Raw genomic sequence first — 24,159 nt, 5'->3', positions numbered from 1 at the left:
CAATTACCGTAAATACAGGCAGAATCAGTCACCCTGCCATTAGCGAAAGAACCCAATGAACGTTTCCCCTCTTATCTGGGGCATTACCATTGTCATCATCTTGGGCCTGCTGGCCTTTGACTACTTCTTCCACATCCGCAAGGCGCACATCCCCACCCTGCGTGAGGCCGCCATCTGGTCCTCCATCTATGTGGGCCTGGCAGTCGTCTTCGGAATCGCCGTATTCATCTTCGGCGGGTCCACCATGGGCGGGGAGTACTTTGCCGGTTACATAACCGAAAAGGCGCTGAGCGTTGACAACCTCTTCGTCTTCCTAGTCATCATGGCCAGCTTCAAGGTGCCCCGCGAAGACCAGCAAAAAGTGCTGCTGTTCGGCATCGTCTTCGCACTGATCGCCCGCACCGCCTTCATCTTCGCCGGCGCGGCACTGATCAACACCTGGTCCTGGATGTTCTACATCTTCGGCATCATCTTGCTGATCACCGCAGGTAACCTGCTCAAGGAAGAAGACAGCGACGGCGACGACGCTGACAACTTCATCATCAAGCTCGCCAAGCGCTTCTTCAACACCTCTGAGCACTACGACGGCGACAAGCTGGTCACCAAGATCGATGGCAAGAAGGTCCTCACCCCGATGCTGCTGGTCATGGTCGCCATTGGCGGCACCGACCTGCTCTTCGCGCTGGACTCGATCCCGGCCATCTTTGGCCTGACCCAGAACGTGTTCATCGTCTTCACGGCCACCGCGTTCTCCTTGATGGGTCTGCGTCAGCTCTACTTCCTCCTTGATGGCCTGCTAGACCGTTTGATCTACCTCTCCTACGGTTTGGCTGCGATCCTGGCGTTCATCGGTGTCAAGCTGGTCCTGCACGCACTGCATGAGAACAACTTGCCGTTCATCAACGGCGGCCAGCACGTGAACGTCTTTGAGATCACCACAGGGCTCTCCTTGACCGTGATCATCGGCGTCCTGGTGATCACCGTGGTTGCCTCACTCGTGAGCAAGTCGGGCAAGGCCCAGACGGTTCTGAACAACGCCCGCCGCCATGCCGAAAGCTACATGGATCTGGAATACACTGCGGATCCGGCCGAGCGCGAGCGCGTCTACGGCATGCTCATGGTTGAGGGAAAGACCATCGAGTCCATGGAACCGAAGTACCGCGATAAGCACAAGGACTCCGAGGAGATCCTGGAGCAGATTGAACAGGCTCACCAGCAGCACAAGGACTACCTGAACAAGTAGTCCCCACGCCCGCCCAACTTTGGCTCGCAAGCGAGCCAGAGTTGGGTCCCTCGGGCGTCTGGGCCCAGCAGTTCGCATGCAGCAGCAGAAGGGCCCCGGCGGGTTCGACCACTAATGGTCGAACCCGCCGGGGCCCTTTGCCGTTCCAGGCTTAGGCGATCCGGCGAGCTCCGGGTGCGGGGGAGACGGCAAAGATGTCAGGTGTGCCGAATCCGGCGTCGGCAAAGGCGGCCAGAACAGCTGTGCGGAGTGCGGCCTCGCTTGTGGCGGGGATCAGGGCGATGGCGGAGCCGCCAAAGCCTCCACCTGTCATGCGTGCGCCCAGGGCATCGTTGGCCAGCGCGGTGTCCACGGCCAGGTCAAGCTCCGGGCAGGAGATTTCAAAGTCGTCGCGCATGGAGGCATGGCTGGCGGTGAGAAGACCGCCAATGGAGCCCGGTCCGGCGTCGTCCAGCACGGCCACCGTGTCTAGGACTCGCTGGTTTTCGGTGACAATGTGGCGCACCCGGCGGAAGGTTTCCGGATCCAGCAGGCCGGCGGCTTCACCCAGATCGGCGGCGGTAACATCGCGCAAGGCCGCCACGCCAAGTACTTCCGCGCCGAGTTCACAGGACGCGCGCCGGGCAGCATAGCCACCCGTTGCGTGGGCGTGCGTGACCTTCGTGTCAACCACCAGGATCAGCAGCCCCGCGGCAGCCAGGTCCAGCGGCACCAGCTGCGATGCCTGCGTGCGGCAATCCAGGAAGACGGCGTGACCATCGGTAGACAGCAACGACGCCGACTGGTCCAAAATGCCTGTGGGAGCGCCTACCACCTCGTTCTCCGCCCGCTGGCCCACCAGCACCAATTCATTGGCGCTCAAGCCTGCAGATGCCAACTCGTTGAACGCCGTGGCCACGGCACACTCGATGGCTGCCGAGGAGGACAGGCCGGCACCCGACGGCACTGTGGAGTGCAAGAACATATCAAAGCCGCCGATGGTGACACCCATCTGGCGCAGCACCCACACCACTCCCAGCGGGTAGGCCGTCCACCCGCTCATGGTCTCGTGGGACAGGGTATCCAGATCCACGGTGACAACTCCCTGATCGCCGAAGCTGGAGAGCAGCCGAGCCGTACTGTCATCGCGCAAGCGAATGGCCACGGTTGCCGTGCGATCAATGGCGAATGGCAGCACAAAGCCTTCGTTATAGTCGGTGTGCTCGCCAATTAAGTTGACCCGACCCGGGGCAGACCACAACCCCTGCGGAACATGCCCAAACGTGGCTGTGAACGCGTCCGCAATCTGGGCGGGGTTCATGGTTTCACTCATTAAATGGCGACTTTCTTCTGGGACTTTGCTAGTTCGGCAGATGTGGCGCGCAATAGTGCGGCCGTTTGTTCGGGGGTGGTGTCATTGATGAAGGCACCCATGGCGGCCTCCGAGCCGGCCAGGAACTTCAGCTTGTCCGCGGCACGACGCGGGGATGTGAGCTCCAGGTGGAAGCGACCGGCAAGGCGGTTCGCCGCATCAAGTGGCGTCTGGTGCCATGCGGCAATGTACGGCGTTGGCGTGTCGTAAAGGTTGTCCACCCGGCGCAGGACATCCAGGTACATAACCGCGAGCTCATCGCGTTCGGCATCGTTGAGGGCGGCGAAGTCCGCTACCTGGCGGTGCGGGGTGAGATGGATCTCCAGCGGCATGTGCGCGGCGAACGGCACATAGGCACTGAAATGCTTGCCCTGGGCGATCATCCGTTCGCCGGATTCAGATTCCTTGGCAACAATGGAACCCAAAAGAGTTTCGCGGCCGTCATGCTTCTCGTAGTAGGCCAGTGCCGCAGCGGCCATGACGGCACTGCGTGGGGGCACATACGAGTACGCATAGATTTGACCGTGCGGATGGTGCAGTGTCACGCCAATATCCTGGCCGCGGTTTTCAAAGGGGAAGACCTGCTTGACGCCGGGCAGGGCGCTCAGGGCCTGCGTCCTGTGTGCCCACGCGTCGATGACTGTGCGGGCTCGTTCGGTAGACAGGGCACCGAAGGAGCCTGTGTGCTCCGGGGTGAACGCGACCACCTCACAACGGCCAAAGGCTCGACACTTGGTTCCCCATTCGGGATTTTCCGCATTGTCCCCGACTGCCGGCCCCAGCGAGGGGAAACGGTTCTCGAAAACGGCCACATCATAGCCTGAGGCGGGAATCTCGGAAAGGTTTTCCCCCGTGGTGGGGCACAGCGGGCACTGGTTTGCGGGCGGAAGGTAAGTGCGGGTTTGGCGGTGGGCTGCAATGGCCACCCAGTCGCCGGTGAGCGCGTCGAAGCGGAGCTCGCCGGTATTTGCATCCGAACGGGGATCCAGGGGCCTGGTATCGCTGGCAGTGTGTGCCTTTCTCTGGCCGCCGTCGTCGAAGTAGATGAGCTCCCGGCCGTCGGCCAAAAGGGTGCTGGTGGCATTCGTCATGAGGACTTTCCGGTGGGGTTAGCAGGAGTATTCGGGGAAGAATCGGGCGCCGCCATGAAGGTGGGGACTAGGGAGGCGAACACTTCGAGCGTGGCCGGGGCAACGCCGTCGTCGGTAATGATGGTGTCCACTGCACTCAGCGGGGCAATGCCGGCCAGTGCGCGAACTTGGAACTTGGTGTTGTCGGCCAGAACTACCAGGCGGCTGGTGGATTCGATGAAGGCGGCATTGGTCTCGGCCTCCAAGAGATTGGGGCTGGATAGTCCGCGTTCGGAATCCAGGCCGTGCACGCCCATAAAACAAAGATCTGTGTTAAGTGCACTCAGGGCCATGCGCGCAACCGGACCTACCAGTGCTTCCGACGGCGTACGCTCGCCGCCGGTGACAATGACCTGGCAGCCGGAGTCACCTTGATGGCGGTACAGAATCTCGGCCGCTTTCAAGGAGTTTGTGACAATGGTGAGGTTGCGTAAGCGGCCCAGCTCCGCGGCCAAATGAACTGCCAGCTGGTAGGTGGTGGTACCGCCCGTCAGGGCTATGGTCATGCCCGGGGTGATCATGGTCAGGGCCTGCCGGGCGATTGCTGTCTTGGCGCCCAGTTCCCTGTCCACGTTCAACAAGAACCCCGGTTCCACGGCGCTGAGAAGGGCCAGACGGGTTGCCCCGCCATGAATCTTGCGGGCCAGGCCTTTGTGGTCCAGGGTTTCTATGTCGCGGCGGATGGTCATCTCGCTCACGTTCAGTGCCCCGGCAATGTCGGTAACCCGCACGGCCTCGTGGAGTTGTAGCTCCTTGAGGATGTGCGACTGACGTTCAGGTGCCAGCATGGATTGCCTCTGCTCTATGAATCTCAAAGTGGACTAAAAGGAATAGTTTCAAACAAATTCTTACATCTTTCAGGAATTTTTGCTAGTAATGTTCAGAAAATGGGAGGATTTTTCGAACAGCTGGCGTGTAGCTTTGCTTTATGAACAATCCGAGTATTCCTGCCAGTGATCGTGCCGCCAGCGGCGAGCAATTTGTTTTGCGTCGGGCCGACGCCTGTGCCATTGTTGCCTCGTTGGCTGCCGGGTTGCGCCACTACGACCGCGGTGGGGTAGAGCTGGTAGAAAGCTACGGCACCGATGTGGTTGCCCCGGGTGCGGCGGGACTTACGCTCGCGCCCTTCGCCAATCGGGTGGACGGCGGGCAGTGGGAACTCGACGGGACCATCCAGCAACTGAACATCACAGAAGTCGCACGCAACAACGCCATCCACGGGCTGTTGCGCGATACCGGGTACACCGCCCTAGAATCCTCCGGGCACCACGTTTTGCTGGAGGCCACCATCTTCCCCCAGCACGGCTACCCGTTCCTGGCCCGGCACCAGGTCCGCTACGAGCTCACCGAAACGGGGGAGCTGCGCGTGGAACAGACGCTCATTAACGATTCCCCGAGGTCGGCACCCTTTGTCCTGGGCGCGCACCCGTATTTCCGGATCGGGGATACGGCTCCGGAGGAAATCACCATCACTGTAGACGCGCAGACCCGGATCCCTGCCACCGATCGCATGATTCCCACGGGGGCCGCCCCCGTGGACGGAATCTACGATCTTCGCCGCGGGCGCCTCCTCGGGGAGGTCATCATGGACACCGCCTTCACCGACCTTGCCTTCAGTGGGCCTTCCGGCGGCACTGCTGGGGACGACGGCGTGGCCCGCCATACGCTCACGGCGCCGGACGGGCGCAACGTAAGTCTGTGGCACGATCACACTGTCAGCTACGTCCACGTCTACATCACGGACAACTTCCCGGGCCGTCCGCTGGCCGTCGCCATGGAACCCATGACTGGACCCGCCAACGCATTCAACTCCGGTGATGGCTTGAAATGGCTGGAACCGGGCGCCACCTTCACCATGCGTTGGGGTATTGATTCGGAGCTGGGATAGCGGGCCGCCGAACTGTCGGGGCACGGCGGAAATGGACGCCGTTTAACGTATTTTTGCTGCGTAGGGAATTATTGGTCTATGACGCCCTCGCAGCAGCAATCAGAGCGCTACCCCGCCAGCGATGAATCCGTGGTCCCGTTCGGCATGAGAGTCGCCGGATCATGGGCCTGGCGGGTAGGCCTGATCATCGTGGTGGCGGGCATGCTGATCTGGCTTCTCAGCCAGGTCACCATCTTGATTATCCCCATCATGGTGGCGGCGCTGCTGGCAGCGCTGCTCCTTCCCGTGGTCAAGTTGCTGGGCAAGATGGGTCTCCCGCGAGGACTCAGCGTAGCCATTGCCGAACTGGGACTCATCGTCGTCGTCGTTGGGGGCCTTTTCCTGGTCGGTCGGCAGATGGTTTCCGGGATCACGGACCTGAGTAAGGAAGCAGTTACAGGCCTGATCCAGGTGCAGGACTGGCTGATGTCCGGGCCCTTCGGACTGAGCAGCGATCAAATAAGCAACTACTTGCAAGAAGCTCTCACGGCGTTGCAGAGCAATAGCAGCACGATTCTCTCCTCCGCACTGGGCATAGGCACCGGATTTGGGCACTTCAGCGCCGGGCTCCTGCTGACCATGTTCATCTTGATCTTCTTCCTCCTGGAGGGGGAGAAGATCTGGGCGTTCCTGGTTCGCATGATGCCGCGCCGCTCGCGCCCGGCCGTGGACGGTGCGGGGCGCCGGGGCTGGCTTTCCTTGGGTAACTACGTGCGCGTGCAGATCCTCGTGGCAGCCGTGGACGCTGTAGGTATCGGAGCCGGTGCCGCCATCATCCAGGTTCCTTTGGCGTTGCCCCTGGGCGTCCTGGTCTTCATTGGATCGTTCATTCCCGTGATTGGAGCCCTGGTGACAGGCGCCGTCGCGGTCCTGCTGGCGTTGGTCGCCAACGGCTGGGTCAACGCACTGATCATGCTTGGCATCGTCTTGCTGGTACAACAGCTGGAAAGCCATTTGCTCCAGCCATTCATCATGGGCCGTGCGGTCTCCCTCCACCCCGTGGCTGTCATCTTGGCGGTAGCCGCCGGATCCAGCGTTGCAGGGATCCTGGGCGCCTTGTTCGCCGTACCGGTTCTGGCCGTGACAAATTCCTTTGTCCGCTACATTGCCGGACGGCGGTGGGAAGACGATCCGGACCTGCCGGAGATTTACGGGCTACATTCTGGCCGGGGAGTGGAACTCGCTGAGCCGGCCAACAATGAGCAAAAACCCGCCCCGCCGACCGAACCGCCCGTGGAGCCACAGGCCCCTCAAGTTCCCGCCTAGGGGCGTCCCGCATATTTTTCCATTTGTAGTAAACCAACAAAAATGATGAGAAAGCGAAAAGCAACGTGAACGCAACAAGCGATCTTCCCGTAACCCTTGCCGATGTTGAAGCAGCGCGGGAGCTGTTGCAGGAAATTATTGCGCTCACACCCATTGAGAGCTCCCGGGCATTGGGCCGGATGACAGGCTCGGAAGTGTTCTTCAAATGCGAGAACCTCCAAAGGGCAGGATCTTTCAAGGTCCGCGGCGCCTATGTCCGCATGGCGCGGCTCACACCTGAGGAACGTGCCCGCGGGGTGGTGGCCGCGTCGGCCGGCAACCACGCCCAGGGCGTGGCCGTTGCTGCCAAGGCGCTGGGTATCCAGGCCCGAATCTACATGCCGCTCGGTGTGGCCTTGCCCAAGCTGGCAGCTACTCGAGGCCACGGGGCCGAGGTGGTGCTACACGGTTTCAATGTGGACGAATCCCTCGCCGAAGCAGAGCGGTACGCAAACGAGACTGGTGCGGTGTTTGTGCACCCGTTCGACAACGTTGATGTGGTGTCCGGGCAGGGCACCATTGGTCTGGAAATCTTGGATCAGGTGCCTAACGTAGACACCATCATCATGGGCGTTGGTGGCGGAGGGCTGCTGGCTGGTGTATCGGTGGCCGTCAAGGCCCGGGCCAAGGAGCTCGGACGGGAGATCCGGGTGATCGGCGTGCAGGCGGAGAACGCAGCCGCCTACCCGCCGTCGTTGGCTGCCGATGCCCTGGTGCCATTGAAAAAGGTCTCCACGATGGCCGACGGCATCGCCGTGGGCCGGCCCGGCCAGCTTCCGTTCTCCATCATCCGCGAACTCGTCGACGACGTCATCACGGTCAGCGAGGACTCGCTGGCCCGCGCCCTGATCTTCCTGCTGGAACGCGCCAAGATGGTGGTCGAACCCGCCGGTGCGGTGGGCGTGGCAGCCCTCATGGAAGGCAAGATCGAAAACCCGGGAACCACTGTGGTGATTCTTTCCGGGGGCAACATTGACCCGATGCTCATGCTCAAGGTCATCCAGCGTGGTCTTGCCGCTGCCGGCAGGTTCCTGACGGTGCGCATGATGCTCACCGACCGGCCCGGCTCCCTGGCCACCATTTCGCGGATCATCGCCGAGAACGACGCCAACGTCACAGGTGTGGACCATACGCGCGTGGGTGGTTCCATCTCCATGGGCGATGTCTCCATCACCGTTGACCTGGAAACCAAGGGTCACGAACATTGCGAACTGGTCTTGACAGCCCTGCGGGCCGAAGGGTTCCAGCCCATCGTGGTCCACTAAAGCAAAAAACGGCGGTGGCTGGACATCTGTCCAGCCACCGCCGTTTTTGTTGGGCCCACGACCCCGAGGGTCCCCAGAAATCGCGCCAGTTTACGGGAGGACCTGGGCCCACGCGTCCGAGGGGCCCCATAAATCGCGCCAGCGATTTGTGGGGAGGACGTGGGGACTAGGCCTGGTAGGGCTTGGCGGCAATAATCTCGACGTCGATCGTCTTGCCATTCGGTGCCACGTAGTTGAGCTTGTCTCCTGCCTTGTGACCCATGATGGCCATACCGAGCGGTGAACGCTCACTGAAGACGTCCATGTCGTCGCTGCCAACTTCGCGGCTGCCGAGCAGGAACGTGGTCTCGTCTCCGGCGATTGAGGCCACAACCACCATGCCCTGTTCCACGACGCCGTCGTCGGCGGGGGATTCGCCCACGTGGGCGTCGCGCAGGAGCTCGCTCAACTGGCGGATGCGGGCCTCGATCTTGCCCTGCTCATCCTTGGCGGCGTGGTAGCCGCCATTTTCCTTGAGGTCACCTTCGGAGCGGGCCTGTTCGATCTTGCTGACGATCTCTGCGCGGCCGGGGCCGGAAAGCTGGGCCAGCTCGCCCGTGAGTCGATCAAATGCTTCCTGAGTCAGCCAGGCTGCTGACGGACTATTCGTGGTAGGCACGTTGTTCTCCTTGTGTGTACAAAAAAGCAAAGACCCCGCCAAAGGCCGTTCCCATGGTGTTTCGTATCCGGAGCGCACATCTCAATGATGGGCACGTTCCAGGCATGGAACATTCAAAGGTGACCGAGCGGGGCACAGGTAATGCTTCCCAGTTTAGTCAACAAGGTCGATAAACCCAAGAACCGAGGGGGCGAGGCGTACTTTCTACTTAACGATCCAGCAGTTTTCGACGACGCCGGTCACCGCGAGAGAGTCGGTGCGCATCTGTCCGCGAACGGTGGTGGTCCGCCCATTGGCGCTGCCGTCATCGGTTCCGTTGGGGCCAACGGTGATGACATTCCAGCCCACTGTCGCGTAGCTTTCATTCATGGCCTTGACGGCACATTTGGCCGTGGAGCCGGGGTCCTTGGTGACGGACAGGTCAACGGTGGCGAATGTGGGATCTACCACCTCGTAGCTGACCAATTTTTGGGTGACACCGGTGTTCGCACCGGCCACAGCCCAGATAATCCAGGTCAGGGACAGGACACCGACCACGGACAAGATAATAATTTTGGCCTTTTTGGACAGCGCTCGCTTGGGAGTGCCGTAACGATTAGCTAGGCTGGTAGCTGCTGGAGAATTCAAATTTGTCACTGCATCCACGTATCTTGTTCCGCGGTTCGCACCGCGGGCTGGCCGGTCCCTTGCGGGAACGGTATCCGGACAGTACAAGTTTAGCGTCCATTCCGGCAGATGATTTTTCCCCCATTGCTCTAAGAATCGAAGGTAGCCGACGTGATCACCACCGAGGGGCATCCCGCCGAACCGCTTCGCCTGCTGGCCGTCCACGCCCACCCGGATGACGAGGCGAGCAAGGGCGCAGCCATGATGGCCTCCTACGCGGACGCCGGGGTTTCTGTTTTGGTCGCCACCTGCACGGGCGGAGAACGTGGCGGCATTCAGAACCCCGCCATGGAGGGAGACCCCCATTCCACCCGTGACATGGGGGGTGCGCGCCGTCTGGAGATGGCGAAGGCTGCGGCAATCCTGGGAATCGAACAGCAATGGCTCGGGTTTACCGATTCCGGTCTGCCAGAAGGGGACCCGCTGCCCGATCTTCCCGCTGGCTGCTTTGCCTTGAAGCCGCTAGAAATCGCCGCAGCCCCGCTGGTGCGTTTGGTTCGCCGGTTCCGTCCCCACGTGATCATCTCCTACGACGAAAACGGCGGCTACCCCCACCCCGACCACATCATGGCCCACAAGGTGACGGTGGAGGCCTACCACGCGGCAGGGGATCCTGACCGTTACCCGGGGACAGGGGAGGCGTGGGAGCCGCAAAAGCTCTACTACGATCTTGCCTTCAACCCGCAGCGTTTCCGCGCCCTGCATTTCGCCCTAGAAAACGCCGGCCTGGCTTCCCCCTACGCGCAGCGGCTTGCTGCCTGGTTGGAGGCGGACACCGAAGGGCACACGCCCTTGGCCGGCACCCACCCAACCACCACACAGGTGGATTGCGGGGAGTATTTTGAAAAGCGTGACGACGCCTTGCGCGCCCATGCCACACAGGTTGACCCTGCAGGATTCTTCTTTGCTGTTAGCCCCGAGATGCAGCGCAAAGTATGGCCCTGGGAGGACTATTCGCTCATGGATTCCCGGGTGCCCACCACCTTGCCCGAAAACGACCTGTTTGCTGGCTTACGATAGGTAGTGGACGTTTCCCGCGCGCACCTAGCCGACGGGGATGAAACGAAAGACGAATTGTGCACACATTGATTTTGATCGCCGCCACCACGCCTCCCAGCCCGCCGCTGCCCACCCTGCGCCCGGGACTCACCGAGGACCAGGTCACGCCGGGTTTGCTGGGCTTCGTGATCACTTTCAGCATTGTGGTGGTCATGTTTTTCCTGATCCGCGACATGGTCAAGCGCGTACGCCGCGTCCGGTACCGCGCCCAAGTTGAAGAAGGCCTGGTGGGCGGTTCACACGGACCCAATGCCGAATACATGGGCATTCCCATCATGTCCGAGGAAGCGACCCGAGCGGCCGCCTACTCTGCCATTCCTGATGAGGATGAGAGCGACACCAGCACCAGCGTTGCCCCCACGGATGTAAAGAAGAACTAAGGGCCCGGCCATGAACAGGCTTGCTGGCGAACCAAGTTCCTACCTTCGCCAGCATGCCGAAAACCCCGTAATGTGGCAGCCTTTTGACGACGAGGCTTTTGCCGAGGCGCGCCAAAGGGATGTGCCGATCTTCCTGTCGGTGGGGTACGCCGCCTGCCACTGGTGCCATGTCATGGCCAAGGAGTCCTTCGAGGATCCGGACATAGGACGCTACCTTGGCGAGCATTTTGTGTCCATCAAGGTCGACAGGGAAGAACGCCCCGACGTTGACGACGCCTTTATGGCGGCGACCCAAGCCCTCAGTGGACAAGGTGGCTGGCCCATGAGCGTCTTCCTCACCCCGGACGGGCAGGCGTTCTATGCCGGCACCTACTTCCCGCCCCGCCCGGTGGACGGACGGCCCTCGTTTTCACAAGTACTCTCGGCCGTCCATGAGGCGTGGACGCAGCGCCGCGAAGACGTCCTTGACACCGCGGCTTCACTCGCGTCGGCCTTGGCCCAGCCGGTCTGGCAGGTGGACGTCTCCGCCGCTGAGCCGACGACGCCGGGTGCGAGCGATTGGTCTGCGGCCGCAGCTGCCGCTGTCCTCGCCTTAGCCAAGACCGAGGATCCTCTTAATGGTGGATTTGGCACAGCCCCCAAGTTTCCCCCTACGCCCACCCTTGAATTCCTCATGCGCTACGCCGCCATGCCAGCAGAAGCTGTGCGAACGGATGTCCCCGGCGAAGTAGCCTTCCGGCTGGCGGGCAGGACACTGGAAGCGATGGTCCACTCGGCCTTGTTTGACCAGCTGGGCGGCGGGTTTGCCCGCTACAGTGTCACCGCTGACTGGTCTGAGCCACACTATGAAAAAATGCTCTACGACAATGCGGGTCTGCTGCGAGTGTTGGTGCATTGGATTCGACTGGCGGAGGGGCGAAGCGACCTTGCCGGGGAAGAAACCACCGGCCCCGTGGGGCTACTCGGCGTTGCCGACGCCAGGGCCGCGGTGACCTCAACCGTTGACTGGCTGCTGGCCGAGATGCGGCTGCCCATGGGCGCCTTTGCCTCCTCGCTGGATGCGGACACCGTCATTGATGGGATCCACCGCGAGGGTGCCAGCTACCAGTGGAGCCTGGCGGACTTCACCACAGCGGCCCAGGCAACACTTGCGGCCGAGGCCACCCGCGCTGCAGGCCAGCTGGTGACGCCGGCTGAACTGACACCGGAACAGCGGCAGGAGGCATTGTTGCTGGCCTCCGCCGTGGCGCAGGCAATGGGCCGCGATTCCGGGCCGTCAGCGCAACGGGCTGCTAACAGCTCCGATCCGGCTCTTCCGCTGAACCCGCATGGTGCGCTGGGAGGGCAACAACGAATCTCCTGGCAACGCATCAAGGGTGCCCTGCTGGAACAGCGGGCCACACGCGTCATGCCCGCCCGCGATGAGAAGGTGGTTGCGTCATGGAATGGGATGCTCATGGGCACCCTGGCGGAAGCGGGCGCCGTGCTGGCCGAAGCTGCTTACCTTGACGCCGCCGTCGTTCTGGGAGAGTACCTGTACTCAGTCCACTGGGACGGACAACTGTTCAGGATCTCCCATGACGGGAAGGCGCGCGGCATCCAAGGCCTGTTAGAAGACTATGCGGCCTGCGCCAACGGGTACCTGAGCCTGTACGCGGCCACAGGAGACCCCCGGTGGTTCGACTTTGCCGGCACGCTCGTCACTGCGCTGGAGCGCGACTTCATCGTTGACGGCGCGGTCCTCAACCAGGCGCCCAGGCAACCCGGGGCTGCTGTGGACGCCCACTACGCATTGCAAGGCTCCCGGTTTGCCGATCCGTTCGATAACGCAAGCGCCAGCGGTGTCGCCATGCTGGCCGACGCCTTTATCTCTTGGGCGGCCTACACGGGATCAGGCCGGCATCGGGACCTCGCGCACAAGCTGCTGGCAACCGCGCCCGGGCTGGCCCAAACCGCACCCCGGTCCGCCGGCGGACTGCTGGGCGCTTCACTAGCTTTGGCCACAGGCCCCACGGAAGTTGCCATCGTTGGCCCGGCCGGTGAGAGTCGTGAAGCTTTGGTGCGCCGGGCCTGGGCATCGGGGTCGCCGGGCATGGTGATTGCTGTCTGGGACGGAGCGGGCGAGCCCCCTGTGCCACTGCTGCAGGGGCGGGGCGGCACGGTAAAACCTTTGGCGTACGTCTGCCAACACATGCTGTGTGCCAGGCCCGTATCCGGGGCAAAAGAACTGGAAGAATTACTGCCCTGACAGGAACGCGGTTGCGCTCTCGGGTGAGTGCACCACCAACCGCCGTACCGCCGCAATCCGCCCAAATCCGCTGATAGTCGGCTAGATTGTTCAGAACACTTCTCCGTCCGGGGATCTGTGGGGGACTTCCGGAAGGGTAAGACATGCGGGTACTGAGACGCGTAATTTTTCCTATTGCATGGCTACTAATTTTTGGCTTAATAGCCATCGCCTTGGTAAAAATGGCTTTCATCGACGGGATCAAGAACGACACCGATTCACTAGAGCCGCAGGCTCGGATCGAGGCTCCCACCATTGCGCCCGCCCGGGCGACAGTCACCAACACGGTGGAGCTGCCGGGCACGGTTCAAAACGACCCCGCGGTGCCCCTGCGCGCCACTGCCGCCGGGAAGGTGGTGCACTTCTTCGTGGAGAAGGGGGCCCAGCTTGCCGCGGGGGACAAGATCTTTCAGGTCCGCAGCGAGGTCATCGCCGATGCTCCAGCTAGCCCGCTCTTGAGTAAAAACCCTGCCGCTACCAGTGGGGAAGATACGTCCGGGACGTCATCTCTCCAGCAGCCGGCACCGGTCTACACCTACACCAACGTGGTGGCACCAGCAGCTGGCACCCTGGAAACTTTCACCGTCCTGATGAATCAAGAAGTCAGTGTGGGAGATGCCGCCGGAGCAATCGCGCCGGGAACGTTCACCATCACAGGATCGCTGACAACCGCCCAACAGTTCCGGCTCCTGGGTAAACCGGCCACTGCCAGCGGAACCATCACCAACGGCCCGGCACCATTTGACTGCAAAGACGTCCAGCTCAGCAATGTCCCAGCCGCCGCAAACGACACCGGGGCCGGTACCGGCGTCGGCGCCGCGGCACCAGGCCCCATGGGTGCGGGCCCTGCGGCGGCCACCGGAACAGGGCAAGTCAGTTGCGCGGTGCCAGCAGGCACGGCGGTCTTTGCCGGGCTCGGGGCAACAATTACCTTGACAGCGGGTGAAGCAGCGAATGTTCTGACGCTGCCCTTGACCGCGGTTAAGGGCACCGTGCAAAACGGTGTCGTGTGGGTCTCTGGAGGGGCAGGAAGCACAACACCCGAGGAACGCAAAGTAGTGCTGGGCCTGAACGACGGGGAAAAGGTCGAGATCGCATCCGGCCTGGCCGAGGGCGAGCTCGTCCTGGAATTTGTTCCTGGCGTGGACGCAGTAGTCCAACCGGGCCAAATGGGCGGCTTTTCGCCGATGGGCGGCTGAGCATGGGCCATGACACTCCACGCCCCGAGCCAGTCTTGGACAGCGCCGCCGCAGGGACCCCACTGGTTGACCTGGTCGATGTCACCCGAACGGTGATCCTGCCCGACGACGAGAAGCTGCACATCCTGCGCGGCATCGACCTGCAAGTCCGCGTGGGTGACCATACCGCCATTGTTGGGCGCTCAGGTTGCGGGAAGTCGACGCTGCTGAACATCCTGGGGCTGCTGGATATCCCCAGCAGCGGGACCATGGTTTTTGACGGAAGACCCGTGGACAAGCTCCGCAACAATGCTAGGGCCAAACTCCGAGGCTCAAGCATCGGTTTTGTCTTCCAACAGTTCAACCTGCTCCCCGGGCGGACCGCGCTGGAGAACGTGGTGACCCCTTTGATGTACGGGGGAAGGCGGGAATTTTGGCGACGCAACGAACTGGGCATGGAAATGCTGGAACGGGTGGGGCTCGCCGCCCGGGCGGCCACCCAACCTCATATGCTTTCCGGTGGCGAGCAGCAGCGTGTGGCCATTGCACGCGCACTGGTACGCCGACCGCGGCTGATCCTTGCCGATGAACCCACCGGAGCATTGGATGTGGAGACGGGGCAGGCCGTCATGGAGCTCCTGGACACCATCGCCACCGAGTCGGGGGCGGCCCTTGTTACCATCACCCACGACCTCAACGTGGCCGCCCGTGCCCGCACCCGGTATCGGCTGGACGCGGGCGTGCTGTCAGCCACGGACCAGCTCGTCGCCGTCGGAGTCCAGCCATGACGGCGCTGATCTCCGCCATGGTGGAGGCCTGGTCGGAGCTGCGCATCCACAAAACCCGAGTCTTGCTTGCCCTCATCGGTGTGGCCCTGTCCGTCGCCGTCCTCACCTCCGTGGTGGGCGTGGGGAACCTGGCCAGGGAAGGCATGCGGATGAACTCCGAACGCGACGGCGGCCGCGAAGCCACCATCACGGTGTCCGTCTACTCCGACCCCACGGGCCAAGGTGCCGCGGATTCCGCCAAGACCTCCCGGGTATTGGACGCCGTGGTGGAGCGGTACGGGTTCAGCCATGCCACACGATTCATGCAAACCCAGGGCAGATTTCAGTTTCCCAACGGTGTCCAAAACGTTGAATTGAAAGTGGTTGATCCGCAGTACGGTGCCATTCACCGGGTGGACGTTACCCAGGGAGGCTGGTTCGCCGCGAACGACGCCGACAGGCTGGCTCCCGCCGTCGTCGTCAATGAAGCTTTCTATGCTGCCGCCGGACGGCCGAACCTCACCACACAGCCGCAGGTGCAGGTTTTGGGAAAGGTGAATTCCACGGCTGTCATCATCGGTGTGATGCCCGACCCGTACCCACAGGCCATGCCACAGGCGTTCATCCTCACGGAAGCGGCACAGGCTGTGGGTATTGGCCAGATGGACGGTGGAGGGGCGGGCCAGGACCTGCGAATTTGGGCGCCGGCAGGCATGGCCGAGCAGCTGGTGAGCGTACTGGGACCTGATGTACAGGCACAGTTGCCCGGCACCATGGTGAACGTGTACCGCAGCGACTACGCCGCCTACGGGGACCCGTTTGCCATGATCCAACTGATGGTTTCCGGAATCGCGGCGCTGATTTTGCTCCTCGGTGCCGTCGGGCTACTCAATGTTTCCATGGTGACCGTCCGCTACAGGGTGCGGGAGATTGGCATCCGCCGCAGCTTCGGCGCCACGTCCGGGCGGATCTTCACCGGCGTCATGATGGAGTCGGTAGTGGGCACCACGGTGGCCGGCGCGCTGGGCGTGATGCTGGCCGTGGCCGTGGTGAAGAACCCGTTCGTTGAATCGAAGGTGGCGCCCGGCCTGGACGTCTACCCGGCATTCCCCGTTGAAGCGGCCCTGCTGGGGCTCGGGGCAGCAGTGCTGGTGGGCGCGCTCGCAGGCGCCATCCCGGCACTGGTGGCGATCCGGGTCAAGGTCATCGACGCCATCAGGTTCTAGCCCGGTCCGGCTGTCCAGGGAAGTTGGCGGTGCATGACGTGCAGTTTCACTGCACTGTCCTGACCTTGAAAGGTGCCCAGTTCGGTGAAACCCCAGCGCAGGTACATTTGCCGTGCGTTTGCGGCTTGACCGTAGACGCCGAGTACGGCGTGGGTTTCCGCTCGGCCAGCAAAGACGGCAGCTAGGGCCGACTTTGCAATGCCCTGGCCGCGGGCTGCCGGTGCGACAGCCAATTCCTGAAGAATAAGGATTTCCCGCGGGTCTGCGGGGAGCGGAGAGGAGTCGCCGGTTCTCACGGAATCAGTGGCGCCGAGGACGGCCGTGAGAATTTTCTGCCATGATTGATCGCCGTGCAGGCTGTGCGCCAAGGCAAACCCGAGAAGTTGCTCTTGATGCGAGCAGGTGACCAGCTGTCCGCCGGCTAGGGCAAGCTGAGCCGGTCCCCAGACCTCTATCTGGCGAAGTTCCTCAGGGTCTTCACCGTAGGGCTCAGCGGCAAAGACCTGGACGAACAGCTCGGAGACTCGGCGCCACAGCGCTGGAGTGGCGCAACCGGAAAAGCTCTCGTAAACGCCTGAGGTGAAGTTGTTAGCCAAAGACGACCAGCACCACTGCTACAAAATGGGTGGCGAACCCTGCCACCGTCAGTGCATGGAACAGTTCATGGAAGCCAAAATGCCGGGCACTGAAGTTTGGCTTCTTGATGCCGTAGATGACGGCGCCGGCAATGTAGAAGGCCCCGCCCAGGCAGATCAGGACCGTGGCAAGTGGATCCGCCGCCCAAAATTCCGGGATGAAGAACAGTGCGGTCACACCCAACAGGACATAGATGGGAACATACAGCCAGCGCGGGGCACCCACCCACATGACGCGGAACAGCACCCCCGCCACCGCGCCGGACCAAATGAGCCACAACAACAAGGTGGCTGTGGGCCGAGGCAGCATCAGGGCGGAGAGCGGCGTGTAGGAGCCGGCAATGACAAGCATGATGTTGCTGTGGTCGAGGCGCTTCAGCAATCTTTTAGTCTTGGGTTGCCAATCCACGCGATGATATAGCGCGCTTGTACTAAAAAGGAGTACACCAGTAACCGTGTAGATAAGCGTTGTCACTTTGGCTGTGGCACCCGGCGCCAAGAAGACGAGAATCGCTCCGGCAATCAAAACAAATGGTGCGGCAACGGCGTGCAACCATCCCCGCCAGCTGGGCTTGACGTCGGCGGTGAGGGAGCTTGTCATGTTCCACATCATAACGCCGAAGCCACTAGGCTACTAGCGGGTAACATCACTTTGTGTGGGGGCTTGGCGAAAATCTCGGGCACCGGGCAGGTAATCTAGGTTAAGCAAGTTTCCCCGGCCGGTTGGCCACAATTCGTAAAGGCATGGTGCACCCTCATGAAGTTGCTGCCCGGCCCGGTGCGGATGCCCAAATTCCTGTACAGCTATTACGAACGAAGCCTCAGCAAGTCCTTGGATGCCAAAAGCGTCCCGGGCCATATCGGCGTCATGGTTGACGGAAACCGCCGCTGGGCCAAGCAATTCAACGCACCCACAGGCCAAGGCCATCAGGCAGGGGCGGATAAGATCCTGGAATTCCTGGGATGGTGCCAGGACCTCGGCATCAAGGTGGTGACCTTGTACATGCTCTCCACCGACAACATGAGCCGGTCCACCGAAGAGTTGGATGAGCTCATGGGCATCATCGCCAACACCCTTGACCTGCTCGACGCCGACGCCGACATCAGCGTCCACGCCATGGGCGCCCCGGAACTGCTGCCGGACTACCTGGCCGAGCGCCTCTCCACGCTGACTACCCGCGTGCCCGCCAAGGAACGCATTCACGTGAACATGGCCATCGGCTACGGCGGCCGCAGGGAGATTGTGGACGCCGTTCGCGAACTCTTGCGCGACGCAGGCAGCGCCGGGCGCACCATGGAAGAGGTCGCCGAGACCCTCAGCGTGGATGACATCTCAAAGTTCCTTTACACTCGCGGCCAGCCCGACCCCGACCTCGTCATTCGCACCTCGGGCGAGCAACGCCTCTCGGGATTCCTCATGTGGCAAAGCGCCTACAGCGAGTTTTACTTCTGCGAGGCCCTCTGGCCCGCTTTCCGTAAGATCGATTTCCTGCGCGCCCTGCGCGACTACGCCGGCCGCAGCCGGCGTTTCGGCAGCTAACAGCGCCTGCCAGAGTCACCGGCGTCGGACTTGCGCCCCCACCCGGCGTGGCAAAAAGGCCGGCACCAAAAGTTAACGTCCCCGTAACGTGCTTCTCGCGCGCCGTTTCCCCAGCAGGCCCGGACCACGGCGTAGCTTGGGCAGTAACGGCCGGGCATCCCCGCCCGCCGCACCTATTGATCTCCGGGTCGAGTTCAGGCCCGGAAGGCTGGAGTCGGCATGGTTGAGACAATGAAACTCGAACAGCATTCACAGCACTCGCCCGTGGGGCAGGAATTGCGCAGCTACGTGATTGATACCTCCGTTCTGCTCTCGGATCCACGCGCCATTCTGCGGTTCGCCGAGCATGAGGTCATTGTGCCGATAGTTGTCATTTCCGAGCTGGAAGCCAAGCGCCACGATCCCGAGTTGGGCTACTTTGCTCGCACAGCCCTGCGGCTCCTGGATGAACTCCGTGAAAAGCATGGGGGATTGAGTGCGCCCATCCCGTTGGGTGAGAACGGTGGATCCTTGCGTGTGGAGCTGAACCACGTCTCCGCGCAGGTGCTTCCAGCGGGCATCCGCGGCACCGACAATGACTCCCGCATCCTGGCCGTCGCCAAGAACCTGGCTAATGAGGGATGCAACGTGGTGGTGGTCTCCAAAGATGTGCCCATGCGAGTGAAGGCATCAGCCATGGGGTTGATCGCCGACGAATATCGCAACGAGCTGGTCAAGGACTCCGGCTGGACGGGTGTGGCTGAAGTCGAGCTCAGCGACGACGAGATGGCCGCCCTGTACAACCAGGAACCGGTGCTGGTTCCCGAAGCCGCCGTGCTGCCGACCAACACGGGGCTGGTACTGACAAGTAACCGCAGCTCCGCCCTGGGCCGGGTGGGTGCCGATCAGCAGGTGCGGCTGGTCAGGGGCGACAGGGAGGTGTTTGGGCTGCACGGCCGATCTGCCGAACAACGCCTGGCCCTGGACCTGCTCATGAACCCGGAAGTTGGCATCGTCTCGCTCGGCGGCCGCGCCGGTACCGGCAAGAGCGCGCTGGCTCTTTGCGCCGGTCTTGAAGCGGTACTCGAACGCAATGAACACCGCAAGGTGGTGGTGTTCCGTCCGCTGTACGCGGTGGGTGGACAGGAGCTGGGCTACCTGCCGGGTTCGGAGAGCGAGAAGATGAACCCATGGGCGCAGGCCGTCTTTGACACGTTAGGTTCAGTGGTTTCCGAGCGGGTCATGGACGAGATCATGGAGCGCGGGCTTCTGGAGGTGCTGCCGCTGACCCATATCCGGGGCCGCTCCCTGCACGATTCCTTTGTCATTGTCGATGAGGCACAGTCCTTGGAAAAGAACGTACTGCTGACGGTCATGAGCCGGATCGGGCAAAACTCCAAGATCGTACTCACCCATGACGTGGCCCAACGCGACAACCTCCGGGTGGGCCGCCATGACGGGATCGCCGCCGTCGTCGAGACCCTTAAGGGGCACCCGCTCTTTGGCCACGTCACCCTCACCCGCTCCGAGCGTTCACCCATCGCAGCCCTGGTCACCGAAATGTTGGAACGCGCGGAAATCTGAGCACCGAACGGGCAGTAGTTGTTGATGTTTGCCGCGGACATCAACAACTACTGCCCGTTCGCGGAGCTCGGTTACGACGCCGGGCCCAGATCCCAGGGGATGTGGGCCCGCACGTCTGTCAGACCCATGCTGACCTCTTCGAAAAGGTCATCAAGCATGTATTCGTCAATGCCGAGCAGGATCATTGAGTGTCCGGCGCCGGCGGTGTCGCCGTCCAGCGACTGGCTGGCCACACACACGGCAGTTTCCACATCAATTCGCACCACCGTGCGCCCGGGGTAGAGCAAAGGGGCCGCCGGGAAAAGCGGAACATAGCTGTGGTTGGCGGTCAGCACGGCCTGGATAGCGGTGCGCCCGTGATGTTGCACCTCGGTGATGTTCTCAATTTCGGCCACGTTGGCATACGGTTTTTCGAGCGGAACCGGGCGCTCGCCTGCCAGCTCCACAGGGTCAAGTGCGGCGGCAAATCTCCCGGACCCATAGGCCGGTTCACCGTACAGGGCCTCGGGGCGGCGCACGACGAACCCTTGGCCGTCCTTGACCGGATTCGTCATGGCCGGCGGCAACATCCAGGGCTTGCGGTTGCCGCTGATGAACAGAGTGTCTTTGGAGTTGTTGATCTTGGTGGTGGAGGCCAGAAGCCTGCCATCGATCGTCTCGACGCGTAGCGCCCCGGGTCGCCGGACCCAGCATTTCATGGCCATCAGCTCCGCGTTCGGGGCAGGCTTGCCCTGTTGCTCGCGAGACTCTTGTTCCACTGTGGAAACGCCCCGGTGTAGTTCAAAGCGCAGGCTTTGCCAACGCCACGGCGACGACCGGCAGAGGTGGCGAAAGGTGTCCGCGGTGATCGCTTGGCCATTCATATCCACAGCTTACGCTTGGGGCAGGCAATATCACCCTGTTGGGCTGCGCTGGGGCGTAGCATCACCTTATGGTGACGCAACTGGCGGATTTGTGGGAACAGAGCCCCCTCGCGTTCTACTGCGCCATGGTGGCGTGCCTTTACCTTTTCTACCTGGCAGTGACGCTGAGCATGATCGACATTCGCACGCATACCCTGCCGAACCGCTATGTGCTCCCCGCCTACGCCGTGGCCGGCAGCTTATTGGCAAGCAGTGTGCTGCTGGCGGGGAACCCCGCACACCTGTTGCGGTTGGTGGGTGGGGCCGTGGCGCTGGGCGCCCTGTACTGGATTCTTTGGGCGGTGTATCCGGCAGGCATGGGATTCGGCGACGTCAAACTTGCGGGCGTGCTGGGCATCTATCTGGGTTTTTTGAGCTGGAATCACGTGCTGATAGGTGGCGCGGCGGGCTTTGTAGCCGGTGGGTTGTGGGGCCTGGCCCTGATCCTGAGCCGTCGAGGCACCGCCAAGTCTCGCATACCGTTCGGGCCGTCCATGCTAGCTGGTGCCCTAGCCACGATGCTTTTGATTCCGGTCTGAACGGACCCTTCCTCAGCGTGCCGAGACGCTGTAGCGGTGTTCGGGCCGCCCCGTTGTGCCGTAGCGCAGGGAGATGGTGATGGCGCCGTCGTCGGCGAGGGAGGAGAGATAGCGTTGGGCTGTGGTGCGGGAAATACCCACGGCCTGGGCGACCTCCGCGGTTGACTGCTCGCCGCGGGTGGCCAGCGCCGCCATGACGGCGGATTCGGTGGCAGTTCCTGCTTTGGCGCCCGCGCCGGACTCGCCCGGGTGCAGCGCCTGCCACGCTGTTTCGAGCCGGGCCTGGGTCATGGTTCCCGATTCGGCCAGCAGCCGGCGATACCGGGCGTAACCGCGCAACCTGGCCTGCAACTCGGCGGCGGCAAAGGGCTTGACCAGATAGGCCAGAGCGCCCCGCCGCAGCGCCGTACGGATCGACCCGGGGTCCGAGGCGGCGCTGAGCATCATGGTGTCCACGTCGATGTTGCCCAGCAGGTCTAGTCCGGATGCGTCAGGCAGGTAGACGTCCATGAGCACCAGGTCCGGCTGTTCCGCATGGACCGCCTTGAGTCCCTGCGCACCCGTCGGGGCCGGGGGCAGAGCCCGGAAGCCGGGAACGCCGTCGACAAAGCTGGCATGCAGCCGGCCCACATGGAAATCGTCCTCAATAATCAAGACGCGCAGGTCCGCGGTCATGGTTCCTCCTCGTCATTGGTCCCCAGCGACACTACCCCGGGCAGCCGGGCGCACAACACGGCCCCGTGGGTGCCGGGGGAGCCGTCGTCGGACACCCACACGTCCCCTCCGCGACGACGGGCGAGATGCCTGATCAGGGCCAGCCCCACCCCGTGGCCGGCCGCCGGATCCGGCGCTGCTTCCTGGGCTGTGGAGAAGCCCTGGGAAAATATGCGCTCGCGGATGTCGGTGCCTGGTGAACGGGGCAGCCCGTCGCCGGAGTCCGCCACCACCAAGTGGAGCGTACCGCCGTCGCCGGTGTGTTCATCCAAGAGTTCCACTTCAACCCACCGCAGGGTGGATTCCCCGGAAACCGCGGCACGAATGGCGTTGTCCACGAGGTTTCCCAGCACGGCGGTCACGTCCTGGGGGTCTGTGATGCGGCCGCGGATCAAGGTATCCGAACCAATCCGCAGCTCGACGCCGCGTTCGTGGGCCTCGATGCTCTTGGCCCCGATGAATGCCTCCAGATACGGGTCCTTGAGCATGCCAAGATCCCGGGCCGGGTACTGCAGCGGGCCGTTATCCATGATCGCGGCAACATAGTCGCGGGCCTCGGCCGGCTGATTGATGTCCAGCAGGCCCGCCACCGTGTGCAGCCGGTTCGCGAACTCATGCCGCTGGGCACGCAACGCCGTGCCCAGCGCATTCACGGCGTCCAGCTGCCGGGTCAGGGCCTGGACCTCGGTGCGGTCGCGGACCATGATGACCCGCCCCAACGGGCGCGCGCCGGGGCTGTTGCGCTCAATTCTCACGGGACGGGCGGTGACAATGACCACCCTGTCGCTCATCACATGCTCGGACGGGCCATATTCGGCCTCCGACGGGTAGCCCGCTGCGGCAAGGAACCCCGGTAAGCCGCTGTCCGCAAGGGCAAGGCCGCCAAAGTCGACGCCGGAACCAGGCGCCAGCAGCCGGCGGGCGCCGTCGTTGAAAACGGTGATGGTGCCACGTTCAGTCACCCCGATCACGCCTTCGTCAACGCCGCGCAACACCGCCTCCTGGTCCTGCGCAAGACCGGCAATCTCCTCCGGTTCAAGGCCGAGGGTGAGCCGACGGAGGCGTGCGCCCAGCAAGGCCGAGGCCAGCGCCGCAAGGGCCAGGGACGCCCCCGCAATGAGTGCCACCGGAACAATGTTGCGCAGCATGCCGGCAAGGACGTCGTCGCTGGAGAAGCCCACCACTACTTCACCCACCACGGTGGTGCTCGAGCCCGGTGCAAAGACTGGAACCTTGGCCCGTACCGAGCTGCCCAGCGTGCCGTGCTCCTGTGAAGTTGATTCGCCGCCAGCCAGGGCCACCGAGGGGTCGGTGGACACCTTTTGCCCCAACATGGCCGGATTAGGATGGGCAAGGCGCAGCCCGGCGTCGTCCGTGACAACGACGAAAAACGCGCCCGTGCGTGCCCGAACCGACTCCGCGTTCCGTTGCAGAGGCCCGGTGGCCAGGCTCGCCGGCGTCAGCGATGATTCGGGTGCGGCGGCAAGGGCTGCGGTTTCGCCGCGCACATCTTCCGAGGAGGCCACTGCACGCGCCACGGTCAAGGCGCGCGCCTCGTCCTGCTCACCCAACCACTGGTAGGTGAGTGCCGCGAACGTGCCAGCAGTGACAAGCACGACGGCAAACACCACGGCCATCTGCACCAGCAGGACACGCGTGGAAAAGCGCAGCCGTGGAGTGGAGCGTGCCTGCTTCAACGACGGTCTCCTCTGCTTCGATGCCACGAGCGCCGGGGCCTGGTGGGTTTTATGGGCTAAACGTGTTCAACGGGCACTACTTGGGTCAAGTGGACTTAACCCGATTCGTGATTCAGATCACTATAAC

Annotated in this window: 23 protein-coding genes; 13 read left to right on the top strand and 10 right to left on the bottom strand. The window is 62.7% G+C overall.

Annotated elements, in window-relative coordinates:
• The first annotated feature begins 55 nt into the window (after positions 1 to 55).
• Positions 56 to 1,243, top strand: a complete 1,188-nt coding sequence (locus CXQ94_RS14315; RefSeq protein ID WP_104091243.1) for a TerC family protein — start codon at positions 56 to 58, stop codon at positions 1,241 to 1,243.
• 151 nt (positions 1,244 to 1,394) lie between these two features.
• Here CXQ94_RS14315 and galK read toward each other — a convergent pair whose 3' ends face one another.
• Genes galK through CXQ94_RS14300 form a run of 3 tightly spaced genes read right to left on the bottom strand, consistent with a single transcriptional unit; the run spans position 1,395 to position 4,512 of the window.
• Positions 1,395 to 2,543: a galactokinase gene (gene galK / locus CXQ94_RS14310; RefSeq protein WP_258067103.1), complete on the bottom strand. Its 1,149-nt coding sequence runs from the start codon at positions 2,541 to 2,543 to the stop codon at positions 1,395 to 1,397.
• A gap of 11 nt (positions 2,544 to 2,554) precedes the next feature.
• On the bottom strand, positions 2,555 to 3,685 hold the full coding sequence (galT, locus tag CXQ94_RS14305; RefSeq protein ID WP_104091241.1) for a galactose-1-phosphate uridylyltransferase: 1,131 nt from the start codon (positions 3,683 to 3,685) through the stop codon (positions 2,555 to 2,557).
• A complete protein-coding gene (locus CXQ94_RS14300) occupies positions 3,682 to 4,512 on the bottom strand; it encodes a DeoR/GlpR family DNA-binding transcription regulator (protein ID WP_104091240.1) in 831 nt (276 codons plus the stop codon). Before CXQ94_RS14300 ends, galT begins: the two co-directional genes overlap by 4 nt.
• A 140-nt stretch (positions 4,513 to 4,652) precedes the next feature.
• On the opposite strand from CXQ94_RS14300, the gene CXQ94_RS14295 reads away from it, so the two are divergent.
• The 3 genes from CXQ94_RS14295 to ilvA all read left to right on the top strand — a co-directional run bounded on the left by CXQ94_RS14295 (position 4,653) and on the right by ilvA (position 8,221).
• Positions 4,653 to 5,612: an aldose 1-epimerase family protein gene (locus tag CXQ94_RS14295; RefSeq protein ID WP_104091239.1), complete on the top strand. Its 960-nt coding sequence runs from the start codon at positions 4,653 to 4,655 to the stop codon at positions 5,610 to 5,612.
• 78 nt (positions 5,613 to 5,690) lie between these two features.
• On the top strand, positions 5,691 to 6,917 hold the full coding sequence (locus tag CXQ94_RS14290; RefSeq protein WP_104091238.1) for an AI-2E family transporter: 1,227 nt from the start codon (positions 5,691 to 5,693) through the stop codon (positions 6,915 to 6,917).
• Between the two features lie 65 nt (positions 6,918 to 6,982).
• A complete protein-coding gene (gene ilvA / locus CXQ94_RS14285; RefSeq protein ID WP_104091237.1) occupies positions 6,983 to 8,221 on the top strand; it encodes a threonine ammonia-lyase in 1,239 nt (412 codons plus the stop codon).
• 166 nt (positions 8,222 to 8,387) lie between these two features.
• On the opposite strand, the gene greA is transcribed toward ilvA, so the two are convergent.
• Both greA and CXQ94_RS14275 read right to left on the bottom strand, forming a co-directional pair.
• Positions 8,388 to 8,879 (bottom strand): transcription elongation factor GreA, encoded by a 492-nt coding sequence (gene greA, locus CXQ94_RS14280; protein WP_104091236.1) that lies wholly within the window; start codon positions 8,877 to 8,879, stop codon positions 8,388 to 8,390.
• A gap of 204 nt (positions 8,880 to 9,083) precedes the next feature.
• Positions 9,084 to 9,677, bottom strand: a complete 594-nt coding sequence (locus CXQ94_RS14275) for a DUF4307 domain-containing protein (protein WP_104091309.1) — start codon at positions 9,675 to 9,677, stop codon at positions 9,084 to 9,086.
• Between CXQ94_RS14275 and mca the strand changes: the two genes are divergently transcribed.
• The 6 genes from mca (at position 9,660) to CXQ94_RS14245 (ending at position 16,442) form a co-directional block, all read left to right on the top strand.
• On the top strand, positions 9,660 to 10,565 hold the full coding sequence (gene mca, locus CXQ94_RS14270) for a mycothiol conjugate amidase Mca (RefSeq protein ID WP_104091308.1): 906 nt from the start codon (positions 9,660 to 9,662) through the stop codon (positions 10,563 to 10,565). The two genes, CXQ94_RS14275 and mca, sit on opposite strands and share 18 nt — an antisense overlap.
• Positions 10,566 to 10,621: 56 nt before the next feature.
• Positions 10,622 to 10,984 (top strand): hypothetical protein, encoded by a 363-nt coding sequence (locus CXQ94_RS23090; protein ID WP_258067089.1) that lies wholly within the window; start codon positions 10,622 to 10,624, stop codon positions 10,982 to 10,984.
• A gap of 10 nt (positions 10,985 to 10,994) precedes the next feature.
• Complete coding sequence (locus CXQ94_RS14260; protein ID WP_104091235.1) at positions 10,995 to 13,232, top strand: thioredoxin domain-containing protein; 2,238 nt, start codon at positions 10,995 to 10,997, stop codon at positions 13,230 to 13,232.
• Positions 13,233 to 13,453: 221 nt separating this feature from the next.
• The gene (locus tag CXQ94_RS14255; RefSeq protein WP_104091234.1) at positions 13,454 to 14,470 is read left to right on the top strand and encodes an efflux RND transporter periplasmic adaptor subunit; all 1,017 of its coding nucleotides are present in this window, start codon (positions 13,454 to 13,456) and stop codon (positions 14,468 to 14,470) included.
• A gap of 2 nt (positions 14,471 to 14,472) precedes the next feature.
• A complete protein-coding gene (locus CXQ94_RS14250) occupies positions 14,473 to 15,237 on the top strand; it encodes an ABC transporter ATP-binding protein (RefSeq protein ID WP_104091233.1) in 765 nt (254 codons plus the stop codon).
• The gene (locus CXQ94_RS14245) at positions 15,234 to 16,442 is read left to right on the top strand and encodes an ABC transporter permease (protein WP_104091232.1); all 1,209 of its coding nucleotides are present in this window, start codon (positions 15,234 to 15,236) and stop codon (positions 16,440 to 16,442) included. Before CXQ94_RS14250 ends, CXQ94_RS14245 begins: the two co-directional genes overlap by 4 nt.
• Here the strand turns inward: CXQ94_RS14245 and CXQ94_RS14240 are convergent.
• Both CXQ94_RS14240 and CXQ94_RS14235 read right to left on the bottom strand, forming a co-directional pair.
• Positions 16,439 to 17,038, bottom strand: a complete 600-nt coding sequence (locus CXQ94_RS14240) for a GNAT family N-acetyltransferase (RefSeq protein ID WP_104091231.1) — start codon at positions 17,036 to 17,038, stop codon at positions 16,439 to 16,441. The genes CXQ94_RS14245 and CXQ94_RS14240 overlap by 4 nt on opposite strands.
• Positions 17,031 to 17,678 (bottom strand): hemolysin III family protein, encoded by a 648-nt coding sequence (locus CXQ94_RS14235; RefSeq protein WP_104091230.1) that lies wholly within the window; start codon positions 17,676 to 17,678, stop codon positions 17,031 to 17,033. The genes CXQ94_RS14240 and CXQ94_RS14235 overlap by 8 nt, the downstream gene beginning before the upstream one ends.
• Before the next feature lie 156 nt (positions 17,679 to 17,834).
• Between CXQ94_RS14235 and CXQ94_RS14230 the strand changes: the two genes are divergently transcribed.
• Positions 17,835 to 18,617, top strand: coding sequence for an isoprenyl transferase (locus CXQ94_RS14230; RefSeq protein WP_181034230.1), 783 nt, complete (start codon positions 17,835 to 17,837; stop codon positions 18,615 to 18,617).
• A gap of 231 nt (positions 18,618 to 18,848) precedes the next feature.
• A complete protein-coding gene (locus tag CXQ94_RS14225; RefSeq protein ID WP_258067102.1) occupies positions 18,849 to 20,180 on the top strand; it encodes a PhoH family protein in 1,332 nt (443 codons plus the stop codon).
• A 71-nt stretch (positions 20,181 to 20,251) separates the two neighbouring features.
• Here CXQ94_RS14225 and CXQ94_RS14220 read toward each other — a convergent pair whose 3' ends face one another.
• Complete coding sequence (locus tag CXQ94_RS14220) at positions 20,252 to 21,043, bottom strand: hypothetical protein (protein WP_104091228.1); 792 nt, start codon at positions 21,041 to 21,043, stop codon at positions 20,252 to 20,254.
• A 68-nt stretch (positions 21,044 to 21,111) separates the two neighbouring features.
• On the opposite strand from CXQ94_RS14220, the gene CXQ94_RS14215 reads away from it, so the two are divergent.
• Positions 21,112 to 21,621, top strand: a complete 510-nt coding sequence (locus CXQ94_RS14215) for an A24 family peptidase (RefSeq protein WP_104091227.1) — start codon at positions 21,112 to 21,114, stop codon at positions 21,619 to 21,621.
• A 12-nt stretch (positions 21,622 to 21,633) separates the two neighbouring features.
• Here CXQ94_RS14215 and CXQ94_RS14210 read toward each other — a convergent pair whose 3' ends face one another.
• Positions 21,634 to 22,296: a response regulator gene (locus CXQ94_RS14210; protein WP_104091226.1), complete on the bottom strand. Its 663-nt coding sequence runs from the start codon at positions 22,294 to 22,296 to the stop codon at positions 21,634 to 21,636.
• Complete coding sequence (locus tag CXQ94_RS14205; protein WP_258067088.1) at positions 22,293 to 24,032, bottom strand: sensor histidine kinase; 1,740 nt, start codon at positions 24,030 to 24,032, stop codon at positions 22,293 to 22,295. The genes CXQ94_RS14210 and CXQ94_RS14205 overlap by 4 nt, the downstream gene beginning before the upstream one ends.
• Between the last annotated feature and the right edge of the window lie 127 nt (positions 24,033 to 24,159).

Source organism: Arthrobacter sp. GMC3 (assembly GCF_002929305.1).
Lineage (GTDB): Bacteria > Actinomycetota > Actinomycetes > Actinomycetales > Micrococcaceae > Specibacter.
The sequence above is the reverse complement of the archived record's forward strand: the minus strand, read 5'-3'. Positions and strand labels throughout refer to the sequence as shown.